This is a genomic window from Micromonospora sp. B9E7 (assembly GCF_039871815.1).
Classification (GTDB): domain Bacteria; phylum Actinomycetota; class Actinomycetes; order Mycobacteriales; family Micromonosporaceae; genus Micromonospora.
This window is the reverse complement of the sequence record NZ_JBDPLX010000007.1, coordinates 22,270-37,874: the sequence shown is the minus strand read 5'-3', so window position 1 is coordinate 37,874 and position 15,605 is coordinate 22,270. Positions and strand designations below refer to the sequence as shown.

Annotated in this window: 20 protein-coding genes and 1 tRNA gene; 15 read left to right on the top strand and 6 right to left on the bottom strand. The window is 66.2% G+C overall.

Annotated elements, in window-relative coordinates; genetic code table 11:
* Positions 1 to 268: 268 nt before the first annotated feature.
* Positions 269 to 1,147, bottom strand: a complete 879-nt coding sequence (locus ABGB10_RS13430; RefSeq protein WP_347661215.1) for a hypothetical protein — start codon at positions 1,145 to 1,147, stop codon at positions 269 to 271.
* A 636-nt stretch (positions 1,148 to 1,783) separates the two neighbouring features.
* Between ABGB10_RS13430 and ABGB10_RS13425 the strand changes: the two genes are divergently transcribed.
* Positions 1,784 to 2,332 (top strand): HD domain-containing protein, encoded by a 549-nt coding sequence (locus ABGB10_RS13425; RefSeq protein ID WP_347661214.1) that lies wholly within the window; start codon positions 1,784 to 1,786, stop codon positions 2,330 to 2,332.
* Here the strand turns inward: ABGB10_RS13425 and ABGB10_RS13420 are convergent.
* Positions 2,329 to 2,796 (bottom strand): NUDIX domain-containing protein, encoded by a 468-nt coding sequence (locus ABGB10_RS13420; protein WP_347661213.1) that lies wholly within the window; start codon positions 2,794 to 2,796, stop codon positions 2,329 to 2,331. The two genes, ABGB10_RS13425 and ABGB10_RS13420, sit on opposite strands and share 4 nt — an antisense overlap.
* A gap of 3 nt (positions 2,797 to 2,799) precedes the next feature.
* Positions 2,800 to 3,384, bottom strand: coding sequence for a DUF5919 domain-containing protein (locus ABGB10_RS13415; protein ID WP_347661212.1), 585 nt, complete (start codon positions 3,382 to 3,384; stop codon positions 2,800 to 2,802).
* 317 nt (positions 3,385 to 3,701) lie between these two features.
* Between ABGB10_RS13415 and ABGB10_RS13410 the strand changes: the two genes are divergently transcribed.
* From ABGB10_RS13410 to ABGB10_RS13350, 13 genes are all read left to right on the top strand, one after another.
* On the top strand, positions 3,702 to 4,019 hold the full coding sequence (locus tag ABGB10_RS13410) for a hypothetical protein (protein ID WP_088986522.1): 318 nt from the start codon (positions 3,702 to 3,704) through the stop codon (positions 4,017 to 4,019).
* 295 nt (positions 4,020 to 4,314) lie between these two features.
* A complete protein-coding gene (locus ABGB10_RS13405) occupies positions 4,315 to 5,199 on the top strand; it encodes a hypothetical protein (protein WP_347661452.1) in 885 nt (294 codons plus the stop codon).
* Between the two features lie 82 nt (positions 5,200 to 5,281).
* Complete coding sequence (locus ABGB10_RS13400) at positions 5,282 to 6,154, top strand: FtsK/SpoIIIE domain-containing protein (RefSeq protein ID WP_347661211.1); 873 nt, start codon at positions 5,282 to 5,284, stop codon at positions 6,152 to 6,154.
* Positions 6,151 to 6,360 carry a hypothetical protein gene (locus tag ABGB10_RS13395; protein ID WP_347661210.1) on the top strand — a complete coding sequence of 70 codons (210 nt, stop codon included), beginning with the start codon at positions 6,151 to 6,153 and terminating at the stop codon, positions 6,358 to 6,360. Before ABGB10_RS13400 ends, ABGB10_RS13395 begins: the two co-directional genes overlap by 4 nt.
* An 86-nt stretch (positions 6,361 to 6,446) precedes the next feature.
* Positions 6,447 to 6,887: a hypothetical protein gene (locus tag ABGB10_RS13390; RefSeq protein ID WP_347661209.1), complete on the top strand. Its 441-nt coding sequence runs from the start codon at positions 6,447 to 6,449 to the stop codon at positions 6,885 to 6,887.
* Complete coding sequence (locus ABGB10_RS13385) at positions 6,884 to 7,183, top strand: hypothetical protein (RefSeq protein WP_347661208.1); 300 nt, start codon at positions 6,884 to 6,886, stop codon at positions 7,181 to 7,183. The genes ABGB10_RS13390 and ABGB10_RS13385 overlap by 4 nt, the downstream gene beginning before the upstream one ends.
* The gene (locus ABGB10_RS13380; protein ID WP_347661207.1) at positions 7,180 to 7,590 is read left to right on the top strand and encodes an RRQRL motif-containing zinc-binding protein; all 411 of its coding nucleotides are present in this window, start codon (positions 7,180 to 7,182) and stop codon (positions 7,588 to 7,590) included. The genes ABGB10_RS13385 and ABGB10_RS13380 overlap by 4 nt, the downstream gene beginning before the upstream one ends.
* A complete protein-coding gene (locus ABGB10_RS13375) occupies positions 7,587 to 7,883 on the top strand; it encodes a hypothetical protein (protein ID WP_347661206.1) in 297 nt (98 codons plus the stop codon). The genes ABGB10_RS13380 and ABGB10_RS13375 overlap by 4 nt, the downstream gene beginning before the upstream one ends.
* The gene (locus ABGB10_RS13370) at positions 7,870 to 8,757 is read left to right on the top strand and encodes a DUF2637 domain-containing protein (protein WP_347661205.1); all 888 of its coding nucleotides are present in this window, start codon (positions 7,870 to 7,872) and stop codon (positions 8,755 to 8,757) included. The genes ABGB10_RS13375 and ABGB10_RS13370 overlap by 14 nt, the downstream gene beginning before the upstream one ends.
* Positions 8,754 to 9,020 carry a hypothetical protein gene (locus ABGB10_RS13365; RefSeq protein WP_347661204.1) on the top strand — a complete coding sequence of 89 codons (267 nt, stop codon included), beginning with the start codon at positions 8,754 to 8,756 and terminating at the stop codon, positions 9,018 to 9,020. The genes ABGB10_RS13370 and ABGB10_RS13365 overlap by 4 nt, the downstream gene beginning before the upstream one ends.
* Positions 9,020 to 10,816: a replication initiator gene (locus tag ABGB10_RS13360; protein WP_347661203.1), complete on the top strand. Its 1,797-nt coding sequence runs from the start codon at positions 9,020 to 9,022 to the stop codon at positions 10,814 to 10,816. Before ABGB10_RS13365 ends, ABGB10_RS13360 begins: the two co-directional genes overlap by 1 nt.
* Before the next feature lie 25 nt (positions 10,817 to 10,841).
* Positions 10,842 to 11,030 (top strand): helix-turn-helix domain-containing protein, encoded by a 189-nt coding sequence (locus ABGB10_RS13355; protein ID WP_088986534.1) that lies wholly within the window; start codon positions 10,842 to 10,844, stop codon positions 11,028 to 11,030.
* The gene (locus tag ABGB10_RS13350) at positions 11,027 to 12,436 is read left to right on the top strand and encodes a tyrosine-type recombinase/integrase (protein WP_347661202.1); all 1,410 of its coding nucleotides are present in this window, start codon (positions 11,027 to 11,029) and stop codon (positions 12,434 to 12,436) included. Before ABGB10_RS13355 ends, ABGB10_RS13350 begins: the two co-directional genes overlap by 4 nt.
* Before the next feature lie 187 nt (positions 12,437 to 12,623).
* On the opposite strand, the gene ABGB10_RS13345 is transcribed toward ABGB10_RS13350, so the two are convergent.
* Positions 12,624 to 12,696, bottom strand: a tRNA-Arg gene (locus ABGB10_RS13345).
* A gap of 626 nt (positions 12,697 to 13,322) precedes the next feature.
* Here ABGB10_RS13345 and ABGB10_RS13340 point away from each other — a divergent pair.
* A complete protein-coding gene (locus tag ABGB10_RS13340; protein WP_347661201.1) occupies positions 13,323 to 14,663 on the top strand; it encodes a hypothetical protein in 1,341 nt (446 codons plus the stop codon).
* Between the two features lie 89 nt (positions 14,664 to 14,752).
* Here ABGB10_RS13340 and ABGB10_RS13335 read toward each other — a convergent pair whose 3' ends face one another.
* Entirely contained in the window at positions 14,753 to 15,202 is a 450-nt protein-coding gene (locus ABGB10_RS13335; protein WP_347661200.1) for a SitI3 family protein, read from the bottom strand.
* Positions 15,203 to 15,215: 13 nt separating this feature from the next.
* Positions 15,216 to 15,602, bottom strand: coding sequence for a hypothetical protein (locus tag ABGB10_RS13330; protein WP_347661451.1), 387 nt, complete (start codon positions 15,600 to 15,602; stop codon positions 15,216 to 15,218).
* Positions 15,603 to 15,605: the final 3 nt, after the last annotated feature.

Below are 15,605 nucleotides of genomic sequence, written 5' to 3'. Positions count from 1 at the left end.
GCGTGTCGGGGAAGTGGTGAGGCCAAGAAACTGCCATCAAGATCAATTGATCCGCGTTTCGCCTGGTGCCCCCGGCAGGATTCGAACCTGCGACACACGGTTTAGGAACGGTCTAGCGCCTGCTGAGCCATCTGCGGTCTAGCCAGGGGATACGCGCGAAGGCTTCCCAGCGACGCGCCTGATCGTTCCGCGCATGTTCCGGATCTTGCTGTTCCGCCGCACGCCGGCTCCGGCACATGTCATACCCGTCGCCCTGGTTCACGTGTGGCTACACCAACTCCTTGGTTCCTCTCCCCTTAACCCTTTCCCAAGGAAGCTGCAATTCCTGCGCAAAAAATTGCACAACGCGCAAAACATGATTGTTGTACCAATCCGTGATTCCGTCTACATGCACTACGTCGTACCGGAACCGCCCCTTTACCGACTTGGAGGAAAGTCTCCGATCCAAGGTCACATGCTGGACTTCTTCAACCTTCGGTTCGGCCTCTGAGGCAGACACTGCGTATATCGGAGACGACAAGAAGATCGCGGGGAAAAGAAGGTGAGCTTCGCGTCTAACTTGCCTGAAACTGATATCCTTTTCCCGACTTTTGAACTCTTCGCCGAGGAAGGATACCGCCTTGGCTAGAGGGTAGGTCACTTCGTTGAATATGTCGCTGGAATGGGTTTCCCACCCGCCCGACTTCTTGTTCAGCTTCGCCAACTGAACTGCTCGGGCCTGACTGCGGAAACGAACTCGTTCATATTTCCTCGCGAAGTTGGGCTTCGATACACTACTTAGAAAAGGGTCCTCATCCGCCTTCAACTCGATTCTGGTTGCCGCCGTAAGCATGAGCTCAGGGGCATCAAGGAACCTCGCCTCTCGTTCCCACCGTTTAGTCAGAGCGACCCAAGGCCACTGATAGTTTTTGCACTCACCCAATATCGTCCAGCGTAAAGTAGTCTCGCCTTCGTTCGACCAGAACGCAAAGCCGGTTGAGTAGATGTCTATCTCGCGGCTCGTGCCCGTGTCTTGATCCTGAAAGGCCCAACCAGTGTCGGTACTTTCCCCTAGAATCGCCGCGACCCTCTGTTCGAAGAGGAAGCCCGTACGATCTAGAGCGCCTATAACTTGATCGGCAGTCGGCAATGGGGGTTCTGCTGGCATCCGGCCAGTCTTACACCTACGTCAAGATTCCAGTAGGTCTGCTATCCCGTCTGCCGTCGACCCGCCCTCCTGGGGAGCGGGCCTCCGCCCGGCCCGCCACGTCAAGACGGCCTTGACGCACGGTCGGACGCTGGCGGGTCGGGCGGTGGTCTGCTCGGCTTGCCCGGGTCGATGGCAGGCGGGATGGCCTACCGCAACCACCCACGGCCCGGCACCCGCCGGCGGAGCCCTCGGCCATCCTGGAGCCCGAGCGCCCCCGCCGGAGGCGTACTAGCCGCAACCCCGCGACCGACGCCAGCTCGCCGACGCGCCCGACGTGCGCTTCCCTGCGCCGCGCGGGCTCGTGGCCGCGCGGCCCCGGCCGGCTGCCGGCCCATCACCTCACTGGTCACCCCCTGTCGTTCTGCGGCGGCCCCTTGGGCTTCCCGCTTCCGCGCCAGCCGCCGGGCGTATTGCGTGGCCGGAGTCGGAGCGCCAGCGGAGCGACGGACGCGCGCCCAGGCGGCGGCGCGTGCGGCCCGTCTCGGGCCGCCTTGAAGACGTACAGAAACTTTGCACAACGTCGCCGGCAGTCCGGCCGGCTAGCCGTACGAATGGGGAGTGCTGTAGGGCTACTGACGGCGTTATGGTCTATCCATGTCGCTGGTTCCGTGGGCCTATGAGGTCTCCCGCCAAAACCTGTCGGACACTCTGCCTCGCCGCTGGGCTCACGTTCAGGGTGTCGCTCAGAAGGCACAGACCCTTGCCGCAGCTGTTGGTGATGACGCTGCTCTGCTTGAGGCCGCAGCGATCCTGCACGATGTCGGCTACGCCCCTCACCTAGCGATGACTGGATTTCATCCCCTCGATGGTGCGGTCTATCTGAGGGGCATAGACGCCCCAGATCGACTCGTCCATCTCGTCGCGCACCACTCTTGCGCCGTGAGAGAGGCCCATCTCCGAGGTTTGGAGGGACAACTGGCCGAGTTTCAGGACGAAGAAGGGCCGGTCAGAGACGCGCTGTGGATGTGTGACCTCACCACAACGCCTGACGGAGAACCGACGGATTTCGTGAGTAGGGTTGCCGAGATCAAACAGCGGTATGGCCCGGGCGACTTGGTAACCGTCTTCATAGACAGCGCCCAGCGAGACTTGGCAGATGCTATTGCCAGAACGACGAGCCGACTTCGCGAGTTTGCCGGCTAACCCAGGTAGGGTGCGTTGTTCTCCAAGCCGTGCTTGATCCGTAAAAGCATGGACGGATGAATCGGAAGGGTCTGTAAATTCTCCGGTTCGACCCACTTCACCTCTGATGACTCGCTGCTAGTACGGAGTCGGCCGCTGACTAACCGGGCTCGTAGGCAGATCGAAAACTCCTGCCGCACCTCGCCGTCGTCGTAGGCGATAACGTGCGCAGGGTCTGAGTAGATGCCAGAGATCCCGCTCGGTTCGACGCGGAGGCCCGTCTCTTCCTCTACTTCACGCACAGCCGCTTGCGCGGTCGACTCCCCGACGTCCTGCGCCCCACCGGGTAAGGCCCATAGGCTGTTGTCAGATCGCCTGATGAGCAGGACATGTCCTCGCTCATTTTGGACGAAGACTGTCACGGCCACCACCAGGGAGTTGGCCTGAGGTGCAGTGGGGTCGTTTAGGTAGTCAGTCTTAGACATCTACTAGCTCCTGCTTTCGCGTGCCGATTCCCAGACCGCCTCGAAGCTGTCCGCGTACGTGTTAAAGAGGCCGTACGTTGCTGTCTTGCGGAGGTGCATCGCAGGTGCCATAGGTGCGGTCTTGCCGTAGACGTGAGGATTAACAATCATGTCGTTGTCGAAGCGATAGACGGAGTTGTAGAGCACTGTCGAGTGGTTCCGCACCTCAATGTTCGGCACGCCCGTGAGCGAGCCGAAGAAGGCGTTCGCCTGGTCGATTTTCGCCGAGATTGTTTCTCGTCCGATCCCTTCATCCACACTTCGCTGCTTGACCGCGCTACTTTCCCGGTCGCCGAGCAGTATGCGTATCCTCGCGCCAGTGGTCGCCTTCTTGTGCAAGCGGTCCAGGAGGTCGGGCTTCTCGGTGAGGAACATTCCCACGTACACAAGGATGCCGACCTCTGCTGTCGCCGCGTCGAGCAGTCGGTCCCAGAGGTTCGGGGGCACCGCTCCTCGTGTGGGATAGAACTGCACCATCCCGGCCGAGTCCGATACGTCGTCGGCGACTCTGCGCGCTCCCGGCCACAGGTAGTCCTCGTCCTCCTTCAACCGCTTTGCGATCTTAAAGCGGGTGCGAGGATGCGGAACCCTGCCAGCGAGCCAACGGCTCACGGTTTTGACGTCGCACTCAGTGAGAAGCGCTAGTTCGGCTGGCGAAACCCGAGATCGGTCAAGCGCATCTCGCAGACGATCGTTTGCCATCGTCGCTCCTCGCGATCGGGACGTTTCTATCACTATAAACGTCCCAAGCGTCCATGCAAAGGCGTTCCGGCGTCACCTACGTCGATGTCTCCTTGAAGTGCGAGCGACAAGCCGCACAGGAGCAGTCGTCCACTGGGGACGCGCTCAGACACAGGAGGTCTGTTGTGAAGCTGTACGTGGACACCACGAGCAAGCAGGTGACGGCGTCGAAGGACCCGGAGCCGAAGAACGACCAGAACGGCAATCAGAAGTCCGAGAAGAACACGGGCCGGCTCATGTGGTCTACCCAGGTCTTCGTGCTCGACGAGAACGGCGGGGAGGTCATCACCATCACCACGGCGGGAGAGAAGCCGGGCGTGAAGGTGGGCGACTTCCTGGCTGTCGAGCAGTTGGAGGCCATTCCGTGGGCGACCAACGGGCGCAACGGCGTCGCGTTCCGGGCGGTCTCGCTGAAGCCGAAGACTGGTTCTCCGGCCAAGTAGGTCCCTCGCACGACGTGCTGTGTGAGCCACCTGGTGTCCGTGGCAACCGAAGCGGCCTGACGGTCCGCTGAACTCAACAACTGGCATACAGGCCCGGGAACGATTCCGATTCCTACGTTCCTGGTCCGGTCATCACCTGCGGTGGTGGCACCTCGCAAGAGCTGGCGCGGGGTCGGTACCGATTCCTACATCTGCCGACCCCGTGCCCTCCAACTCATCCAACCCAATGTGCTTGGGAGGACTCGTCGTGTCCAAGTCTAGCCCCCGCCGGTTCGCCGGCAGGTCAACCGGAACGGTGACGGTCATCGAGGCCAAGGTTCACCGTTCCTCCGCGCGGAACGCCAAGATGGCGTTCATCCTGACGGCGGTCATCGTCGGCCTTCTGGCGGCCGTGGTGGCCGCTTCTTACTGGCACCCCATCGTGTCCCTGTTCGTCGGCGCGCTGATCGGCGTTCCGACCGGTGCCGTCGTGTGGGTGCTCGTTCGCGTCTGGCCGGTGATCCGGCTGCTGTGGTGGTGGAGCCTCGAAACCGTCCTGGCGGTTCTGCTGCTCACCGCGTGGGTGCAGCTGGCCAACCACACTCCAACCCTGGTGACCCTGCTGGTGGTCGCCCTGGTCGTCGGCGTTCCCGCCGCCATTCGCCCGGTTCGTCGGCAGATCAAAGCCTGGGGATGGTGCCTCATCGTCCGGCACCGGCTGCGCGTCTGCTTCGCGCAGTTCATCATCGCCAACCAGTCCGGTTCGCTGCCGCTGATCCTCTGGGCCAAGCCCACCCCTGTCGGAGAGCGGGTCTGGGTCTACCTGCGCCCCGGCCTGTCCGCCAAGGATCTGGAAGGCCGCCTCGACAAGATCGCGGTCACCTGTCACGCCTCCACCGTGCTCATCGAGCGCGCTTCGGAGAACAACGCCGCCTACCTGCGGTTCGACATCAAACGCCGTGAGGTGCTGACCGCCCACGTCGGCTCCCCGCTGGTCGACGTGATCGACCCGACCGCACCCGTCTCGGCATCGCCGCTGACGGTTCCCACCGCCCTGGACCTGCCGGACGTCGACGCTCCGACGATCACCCTCCCGACCCAGGGCAAGCCGGCGAAGAAGCCGGCCACCACGGCCAACGGCAGCAAGCCCGCGGCTTCCTCGTCGTCCGTGCCGGACGACGACACCTCCGACTGGATCTGACCCACACCCAACCCGGACGCGAGGAGCCATGGCGGCTCGTTCGTGTGGCTCCTCGCGCCCACAACGCCCAGGAGGGCACCTCATGACCACCACGATTCCCACCACCGCCGATGCGGTGCCGGTGGGTCCTGGCCTGTCGATGTTCGACCCGATCTTCATCGGGATCGACGAGTTCGGCCAACCCGTCTACCTCGACGTCATCTACCGCAACCTGCTCACCGCAGGCGAACCCGGCGGCGGTAAGTCCGGCCTCATCAACAACATCTGCGGCCACGCCGCCCTGTGCGACAACACCCGCCTCGTGCTCTTCGACGCCAAACTCGTCGAACTCGGCCCCTGGCGCGACCTCGCCGACGCCTTCATCGGCCCCGACATCGACCAGGGCATCGACGTGCTACGTCGCCTCCTGATCGTCGCCACCAACCGCTACGCCTGGCTCCTGGCCAACCGGCGCCGCAAGCTCGCCGACGGCGACGGCATGTCCGTCATCGTCACCATCATCGACGAACTCGCCATGTTCTCGACCGTGCTCGGCACCAAAGCACAGCAGGAGGAGTTCTCCACCCTGCTGCGTGGCCTCGTCTCCCTCGGCCGGGCCTGCGGCATGCCCGTCATCGCCGCGACTCAGCGCCCAAGTTGGGACATCATCCCCGCCAGCCTGCGGGACCTGTTCGGCTACCGGGCCGCGTTCCGGTGCACCTCGCTGAACAGCTCGAACATCATCCTCGGTCAGGGCTGGGCCGAGCAGGGCTACACCGCCTCCGACATCTCACCCACCAACCAGGGCGCGGCCTACCTCCTCGCCGAAGGCGGCGTTCCCCGCCGCATCAAGGCCGCCTACCTCACCGATACCGACATCTACAACATCGCCGACTACGCCGCCTGGACCCGCCGCCCCACCAGCGGCACCAGCACCCCGGCGGTCAACCCGACCGAATGGGAGATGGCGGCATGACCACCCGCGAGCGCGCCTACGCCAAGGCCAACAACCAGCGGGCCGCCCAGTTCACCGAGCTGTGGATCACCGGCAGTCCCGAGGACATCGCCGCTCTGGTCCAGGCCGTGGCCCGCAGCGGGCGACTCGTCTACCTCTCCGCACCCACCCGCGCCCCGGGTGACGACAACCGGCACCGCCGCTACCTGCGGCTACGCGCCCGCTAACCGGCCGACGGAACCGGCTCAAGCCCTGGAAAGCAGACCGGTTCCGCCGACCTCCCACCAAGCCCTTCTGAAAGGACGTGGCTGCCATGAAGGCTACCCAGAACCCACCCACCGCAGCACCGGTCACACTGGCCGATCTGCTACGGACGGCTGCCCTCTACCTGCGCCGGCACGGCTGGCACCAGGGCACCTACTACGCCCACACCACCGACAACCCGACCCCGCCGGCCTGCGCCGCCGGGGCCATCGGCATCGCCTGCGCCGGACACAAGGTCGAGCACTTCTCCCAACTCGACCCCGACGCCCTCGCCGACTACCTCGCCGCCCTGGGCGTGTTTGTCGACTACCTCGACACCACCGCCCCGGTCTTCCTCATCGACGAGGACGGCTACCTGCTCGACGAGCACACCTCCCCGTACTCGTGGAACGACGACCCGGCCCGTACCGCCGAACAGGTCATCACCGCCCTGGAAGCGGCTGCCGACGAGTGGAACTCCCTCCACAACGAGGGAGGCGAGAACCGATGAGCACCGTCAAGAGGCCCTTGACGCCGAACCTGCCCCGGCAGAAGCGCCGCGTCGTGGTCGAGAACGACGAATTCGCCGCGTTCGGCCGCCGGATCATCCGCGCTCACGGTCGCCGCGTCGCCACTGGCGATGTGGAAGCACTGCGCGACCTGGTCGCCCTCTCATCGGTCATTGACGACGCCATCGGTGAGGCCGTGATCGGCCTTCGCGCATTCGGCTACTCCTGGTCGGAGATCGGCTCCCGGCTCGGGATCTCCAAGCAGGCCGCCCAGCAGCGCTGGGGAGACAAGCCATGACCGACCTTCGCAGCGTCGACCTCGACAACATGGCCGAGCGCAGCGGCATCCGGGTCGAGTTCTACGACCCGCTCGGCACCCGCTACGGGTTCCCCACCTTCCCCTACCACGCCGCACCTTCCGGGCTGGCCACCGTGCGGCAGCTCCGCGCCGCCGGCCTTCGCCCCAACGGCCAAGACCCCATCGCGCAGATTTATTGGCGGCACCGCAAACAGCGTCGGGTCGCCTACCTCTACCGCCTTGATATGGCCGCGCCGAAGCGCACTGCCACGCCCGCTCAGCGGGAGGCCATCGCCAAAGCACTTCGTGCCCGCCGGACCTGCCGCGTCTGCGCCCAGGTCAAGCCCTACTACATCCCCCGCCGCTACGGCGAATGCCTCGACTGCCACGAAGGGAACCCGTCGTGAGCTTCCACCTGTCTGACCCCTGCCTGTGGTGCATCGAGGGCAGCTCGCCCGCCGGCATCCACGACATCCTCGGCCCGGTCTACAAGCCCTGCCCCGTCTGCCTCGGTCCCTGCGCCCTCTGCGAGGGCGACGGACTCTTCCCGGCCGACTTCGCCTGCCTGCCCTGCTTCCGCGAGCAGCTCGCCGCCCAAGGGCTGGCCCCCATCATGTGCGCCCACTGCTCCGGCGTGGTCGACCTCATCCCCCTCGACGCCATCCCGGCTCCGGAGGTGACTCCCCATGGCCACCACTGACCCCGCTGCCGTCACCGAGCAGTTCGCCGCCGAGTACGCCCGCAACGCCGTACCGACCATGCTCAAGGCGATCGGCTCCATCAAGCGGTACAACCGCTTCGTCCTCCTCGGTGCGCTGCTGACCAGCTACCTACACCAAGCCCACTACCTGTGGACCCAAAACGCCGGCTACTTCGCCTACCTCGTCCCGCTGATCTTCGACGCCGCGATGGTGTCGATGCTGACCGTCGTCCGCACCTCCGGCATCGCCAAAGACGCCAAACGCGGAGCCATGGTCGTCTTCGCCGCCGCCGCCATGCTGTCGGCCACCATCAACTTCGCCTCCCCGGGGAGCCTCGGCCTACGCCTGGTCTTCGCCCTGGTCGTCGTCCTCGTCATCGGCGTCGAACTCGTCGCCGGACGCATCCGCCCCGACTTCGCCGCCATCCAAGCCGAAGCCGCCGCCCTCCTCGCCGCCGTCAACGACCTCACCGACACGACACCGGCCACCGAGCCGACCACCACCCCGGCCGTCGACACCACCCCGGCCCCTGTGCCGACCGTCGACACCCCGCCGGAGACTGCTCCGGTCGTCGACACCCCGCCGGAGACTGCTCCGGTCGTCGACACCCCGCCGGCGCCTGCGCCGGCCGCCATCACGGCACCCGCCTTCACCCCGATCCCGACCGCCCGACCCGAGGTCCCGGCGCACCTGATGCCCACCGCCCGATTCGTCATCGGACGCCACGAACAAAGCACCGGCCGACCCATCACCACCGAAGAACTCGCCGACCTGCTCTCCGTCACCCCGGACATCGCCCGGGAACTGCTGCACACCATCACCGGCCACACCCCGGCCGTCAACGGCACCCCCGTCACAGGTGGTGCCCGATGACCATCCACGTCGTCGACATCGAATACACCTTCCACACCTGCCCGGCCTTCGCCGAGCCACACCCCTACGACACCCGACGCACCGTCATCGACGTCATCCCCGGCGGTCCCTGCCGGACCCCGGTCACCATCCGCTGCGGCGACACCATCGCCACCATCGCCTGTCACCGGCACGAACCGGCCGACCGACAGTGCGGCGCCTGCCGCATCATCGTCACCCAACACACCATCACCACCCGGCACCTCGACGAGGTGTCCGCCTGATGGATTCGACGCTGGACCTCACACCCCGCGCTTCGGCCCGGGGTGTGGGCTCGAACGCCGACACCATCCCGTTCGTCGGCTACACCGCCGCCGGCTCCGCGTTCACCCGCGCCCAGCAACCCGACTACTTCGGCTGGCTCGAACACGTCCGCGCCGCCGCCGGCTGCACCCGCCCCATCCGCCTCGCCGGCCAGCTCCTCACCGTCGAACCCACCACCGGCCGACTCCTCGACGCCCGGCACACCGATCACATGCCCGACGGCGCGATCTACAAGGCGTGCGGCAACCGGCGCGCCACCGTCTGCCCCACCTGCGCCAGCGTCTACCAACGCGACGCCTACCAACTCCTTCGCGCCGGCCTCGTCGGCGGCAAAGGCGTCCCCGAAACCGTCTCCCGACACCCGGCGGTGTTCGCCACCTTCACCGCCCCGTCCTTCGGTCCCGTGCACGTCCGCGCGGTCAAGCGGCACACCTGCGCCAATCGCAAGCGCTGCGACTGCCGACCCGACCCCTGCCACGCCCGCCGCAGCACCGATCCCACCGCCGGCCTCTGCGCCCATGGCCGCCCGGCGGTCTGCTGGGCACGCCACGAACCCGGGGACCAGGTGCTCGGTCAGCCGCTGTGCCTGGGTTGCTACGACCATGACCACCAGGTCGTTTGGAACGTGTTCGCAGGCGAACTGTGGCGGCGGACCAAGCAAGCCGCGGAACGCTACCTGGCTCAGCTCGCTCGCCGACGTGGCATCCCACCGGCCCGGATGGTCACCGACTCGGGCAAGGTCCGCACGGTCGCCCCGGTCCGGCTGTCCCACGGCAAAGCCGCCGAGTTCCAAGCACGCGGCGCAGTCCACTTCCACGCCCTGGTGCGCCTGGACGGCGTCGACCTCACCGACCCCACCGCCGTCATCCCGCCACCTGCCGGGTTCACCGCCGCCGACCTCGATGACGCCATTCGCCACGCCGTGGACCAAGTCGGCTACACCACCCCGACCCACCCCGACCGGCCCGAAGGCTGGTCGATCGTGTGGGGCGACCCGTCCAAGGGCCTCGACATCCGACCCATCAGCCTGACAGGCCGGGGAGAGGTCACCGACGGCATGGTCGCCGGATACCTTGCCAAGTACGCCACCAAGAGCACCGAGGTAACCGGGCACCGCTCCGTCAGGCTCGACGCCGACAGCATCGGCGACTACGCCGACCCCGACGGCGACCACACCGCCCGCCTCATCGACGCCTGCTGGCGACTTGGCCGACCCACGAGCACACCCATCCCGCTCTCGCAGCGGCCTCGGGATCACCGGCCTCGGCCCGGCTTCGTGCAGCGCTGGGAATGCCCCGACTGCGGCACCCACACCCGCTACGCCGCCTGCCCCGTCTGCGTCGCCGAACGTCAAGCCAGCCTTGACGCCGAACCGGCGAAACCAGCGACGACCAACCCGTACGCCCGGCTGCGCCGCTGGGCACACATGCTCGGCTTCGGCGGCCACTTCCTCACCAAAGCCCGCCGATACTCCGTCACCTTCCAACTCCTGCGCGACACCCGCGTCACCTACCAACGCAACGACGACCAGGACCAGGCCGTCACCGACCCCATCAGGGCCGTCGACCACCTCGACGACACCACCCTGATCGCCGGCACCCTCACCTTCGCCGGCGTCGGCTGGCACACCACCGGAGACGCCCTGCTCGCCAACACCGCCGCCGCCATGGCCCGCGCCCGACACGCCGCCGGTCGCGAAGAACTCGCCCACGAACTCGGCACCACCCCCACCGGCACCGTGCCGGTAGCCGCTTGATTCGACAGGAGGAAGGACCCCGACCGTGGATGACGAACTGATGACCGTTCCGGAGGTGCTCGCCGCGCTTAACAACGTGTCCCGCCGGACGTTCTACCGGTGGCGTGAACTCGGCATCGCCCCGGCCTGCATCCGGCTCCCCAATGGAGAGCTTCGGATCGCGAGGAAAGACCTCCGGATCTGGCTTGAGCAGCGGCGCGAGGTGGCGGCGTGAAGTCCCGTCGCGTCCGCATCTGGGCGATCAAACCGAACGCCGGAGGTGTCGGGTCAAAGAAGGCCAAGCGGTCGTACACCGTCCGATGGGTGGTGGCTGGCCGCGAGAAGTCCCGCACGTTCGTCACCCGCGCCTTGGCCGACAGCTTCCGCTCCGACCTGATGCAAGCGGCCAACCAGGGCGAGGCGTTCGACACTGGCACCGGGCTACCGGACTCTCTGACGGAAACCCCGGCGGCCACGACCTGGCTGGACTTTGCCACGAAGTACGTCGATATGAAGTGGGCAGGCGCGGCGGCCAAGTCCCGCGACAGCATGACCGAAGCGCTCGCCGCCATCACGGCGGCACTCGTCAAGGACGCCCCCGGCCGGCCACCGGTCGAACTGCTTCGCCAAGCCCTGCGCAACCACGTGCTACCGCCGCCAGCTCGTGGCCTGGACATGCCGCCGGACATCGCCGACGCGACGCGCTGGCTGCGCCACGCCTCCCTGCCGCTGCCTGAGCTTCGAGAGGCGGGGACCGTTCGGAGTGCGCTCGACGTCCTGGTGGTGAAGCTCGACGGCAAGCCGGCCGCCGCGACCACCGCGCGCCGGAAGCGGTCGGTGTTCTACAACGCGCTTCAGTACGCGGTCGAGCTGGAAGAGTTGGAGTTCAACCCGATCGACAAGCTTCGGGTGCGGTCGCAGCGGAAGAAGATTGCCGAGGTCGTCGATCGCCGGGTGGTCGTCAACCAGCGCCAGGCGTTGGAACTGCTGATCGCCGTCACCTACGTCGGTCAGCGCGGACGGAAGGCCAAGCGTGGTGAGCGCCTGGTCGCGTTCTTCGCCTGCTTGTACTTCGCCGCGCTCCGTCCGGCAGAGGCGTTGGCGCTACGTGAGCAGGACTGCGACTTACCCGCGAAGGGATGGGGTCGGCTGACGCTGGCCAAGAGTCGACCCCAGGCGGGCAAGCGGTGGACCGACAGCGGCGAGGTTCACGACGATCGAGGGCTTAAGCATCGAGCCGAGGATGAGCCGCGTAGCGTGCCGATCCCGCCCACGCTCGTGGCGATCCTGCGGGGGCACATCGAACGGTTCGGGGTCGCCAAGGATGGCCGGCTGTTCCAGAGTGAGCGGGGCAATGTCGTTGCGGCCTCGACGTACTCGCGCGTCTGGGATGAGGCGCGTCGACTGGCGTTGACGCCGCGTCAGGTTGACTCGCCGCTCGCTGGTCGGCCGTACGACCTTCGGCACGCCGCCGTGTCGCTGTGGCTCAACGCTGGTGTGCCGGCGACCGAGGTAGCCGACCGGGCCGGACACTCCGTTGACGTTCTGCTGAAGGTCTACGCCAAGTGCATCGACGGCGCGGAGGCGACCGTCAATGACCGGATCTCTGAGGCTCTGACCGGCGTGGCCTGGCCCGTATGATGGTCGCCGTTCCGGATCTTGCCTCGGACGTGCCAACTGACCTGCGCAGATGCCGCCAAGGTCATTCCGCGCCGGTTCCGCGAGCTGCGACAAACGGCGGCTTCCGGTGACCTACGGCTGCACACCTGTTCTAATTGAACGGCATGCGTATTACCAGCTCAGGAAGCGTTTCGGCTGTGTATCGAGGTGCCCCCGGCAGGATTCGAACCTGCGACACACGGTTTAGGAAACCGATGCTCTATCCCCTGAGCTACGAGGGCGCGAGGGCACAGTCTAGCGACCTGGGGTTCACCCGGGGTGGCAGGGAGTGGCCCACGTTCACCCGCGTTCCCCGGCCCCGTGTTCGCGCAGCCCTGGACCACACCCGGAGCACACGAACCCCGGCTTGCGACCGGCGGTCGGCCGGGGTGACCCGCGTTGACACCGGTTCGCCCGGGTTGGCATCCGCTGGAGAGCACACACCGCGCACAACATCGGAGATCATGACGTGCGCGCGACCCGAGCCCGGGACCGCCAGCCGCAAGGGGCGCGGCTCCGCGAGCTTCGTTCGCTGGCTCAGGTTGTCGGCGTACCGGTCCGAGTACAGAAGCAGGTACGGCTTCAAGTGCCGCGGATCTTGACCTGTGCACAGCGTCGCGGCCCCCTCGACTTGGCGACGGTCCAAGCCGGTGACGTGAGCGCCAAATGAGAGCCACACGACTAGCGTGGGCAGCCGAAATGAGAGCGAGGCCCCCGGCCACCCCGAGTCCAACTAATGCATGGACACTCGCGAACCTTGAGCCTATAGTCGCGGAGTTGTCCGATAAGGATGGCATTGGCTTCGATATAGGAAGACTTAGTGACAGAGCAGATCTCTCGGAAGCCCCGGGGGCAGGGCCCTCGTGCCATGAGGGCAGCGGCGCTCCGCGCCCTCGAGGAGGGGATCGTCCGCGAGCGCCAGGAGAGGCAGAAGCGCGAACGCCAGCAGGCGGAGGCGATCGACAGGTTGGTTGCTGCCGCCGCCGCAACCGGAGCGAACCTCACGCGAGGCGACCATCGCCTGGCCCTGCGCTTTGAGTTGGCCGGACAGCCATTCGAGGCTCCCCTTTCCGACGACCGCCCAGGGTCGATAGACAGTCTGACGGCGATGGTGGGGCCCGGCTTGGTGATTCTCGGTGCGTACAGCGCGTTCGCCCAACTTGACGAGGGCTACATCGAAGCCCTCGTCGTTGGAGCCGGCCCTGAGCCGGAGGCGGACACCGTAGAGGAGTGGCACCACTGGGACAGTTACCGCCCCGGAATCATCCGCGCGGTAGCCCCTGACGGTGGTTGGCGAATCGAGTTGTCGCCCGGCTCGGCGGTATTTTGGTGCCTGCGCGAGCGATTTGTCGATATGAGTAGGGAGTTCAACCGGGACGAACCGACGTATACCACACTGAAGATCAGTGGCCGGCCGCTATCCACCCCGGACGAGGCCTTGAAACTGCTGACTCTTGCTGCCGGTTCGTGGTCTTTTGACATCGACGGGGAGTGCGGGCTGGGTTTCCGTCTTGCGCTGCGTCCGCCGTGGCCGCTGCCCGACCACCGGCGTAGTCCAAGGCGGGCACGTCCTGCGGCAATCGAGCCCTCTGTTGAAGGGCCGTCACGGGCGTATGACTCCGAAGCGTTGGCGTTTTACTGGTACGCCCGGGCCATGCCGCGTGCCCCGTTTGTGCAGTTCCTGGCCTTCTACCAGGTGCTTGAATACCACTTCACCCGCTACGCCCACAATCGAGGCGTCCAAGAGGTGGCCGCGCTACTGGCCAGCCCAGGCGCGGATTTACACAGTCTTGCCTTCCATGCCAAAGTCTTCGACGCGATCGCCCAGGTGGCCCGGTCACAGCGCACCGAACTGGCCCAGCTACGGGCCACGATCGAGGCCACGGCGACGGCAACCGGACTCAAACAGCGGATCTTGTCCGACCCGGCCTTGAGGGCCCACCTGCGAGCCAACGCCGTGACCGGTGTCGCATCTGTACGCGTCAACGCCAACAGCTCGCCCGCCTCAGTTGTCGAGGCCGTCGCCAAACGCGTTTACGACCTGCGCTGCATGGTGGTGCACAGCAAAGAAGGCGGCGGTGCCAACGCGCAGGTACTGCTGCTGCCGCAGACGCCCCAGTTCCTCGCCGTCGAGCGTGACTTGCCGTTGATGCGCTACCTGGCGCGAGCCGCCTTGTCGGCTAGCAGCTCACCGCTGCCGCCCCTGTGACACGCGATCGACGCCGCGATGCCGGCGATCCGACTCCGATCGAGCGGGGGTGAGTGCCTCTGGTGGGTCCAACCGAGGACGCAGGTCCGTCAGGGGTGAAAAATCCTGTCGTAGCTGTAGTCGTACCAGCCGTCGGTGTTGTGCTTGTGAAGGGTGCCAGCGACGCGTGTCAGCATCAGCACGTCGCCGTTGAGGGTCAGGGCGGCGTCCTCGGCCCTGCCGGCGAGGATTCTGGCCACGGTCGCCAGCATGTGAGGTTTGCCCTTGTCGGCCAGGGTGTCCTTGCGCATGTAGAAGCTGACGTCGACGTAGGTCTCTGGCTCCCATTCCCACAGAGCGCCACCGTCGTCCTCGGCGCTGTAGTAGCCGTGCCGGCCGCCGGTGATGTCCACGACGTACCCGCGCTCGTCGTTCAGGTCGGCGCTGAGCATCCTGCCGCCGGACGCCGTGGACGTCTCGACCGCTGCGGGAGCAGCCAGCTCCGCCACCTGCTCGAGTGGAATGTCGCCCGCCAGCGTCAACCGGTACTCGACAGCCATCTGCATCCCTTCGTTAGTCTCGCCGGATGATCTGAATGATCGCACCGTCGCGCGTTACCGCCGCCAGTTCCTTCAGCCCTGTGATGGGCCAGTCGTGAAACTGCTTGTGCAGGGTCGCGAGCTCTCCTCGCCAGTCGTGGAGGTTCAACATGACCCGTTGGGTCTGCTCGGCGTCGACCTTTTTGGATACCGCGCTCCACACGGCGCGGGCCGGCACAGGAGCAGTGGGCGCGTAGCAGTCGAAGACATGCCCCTCGATGAGGAAGTCGGGTGCCTTTTCCGGCCTCCCAGAATCCCCGGTCTCGCGTCGCGCGTCCGCGACCTCCTGCCCCGTGGGGTTCTGGTGAACCCGGTACCCCTTGCCGGCGACCCTGTCGGCACACTCGTTCTCCAACTCCAGGGC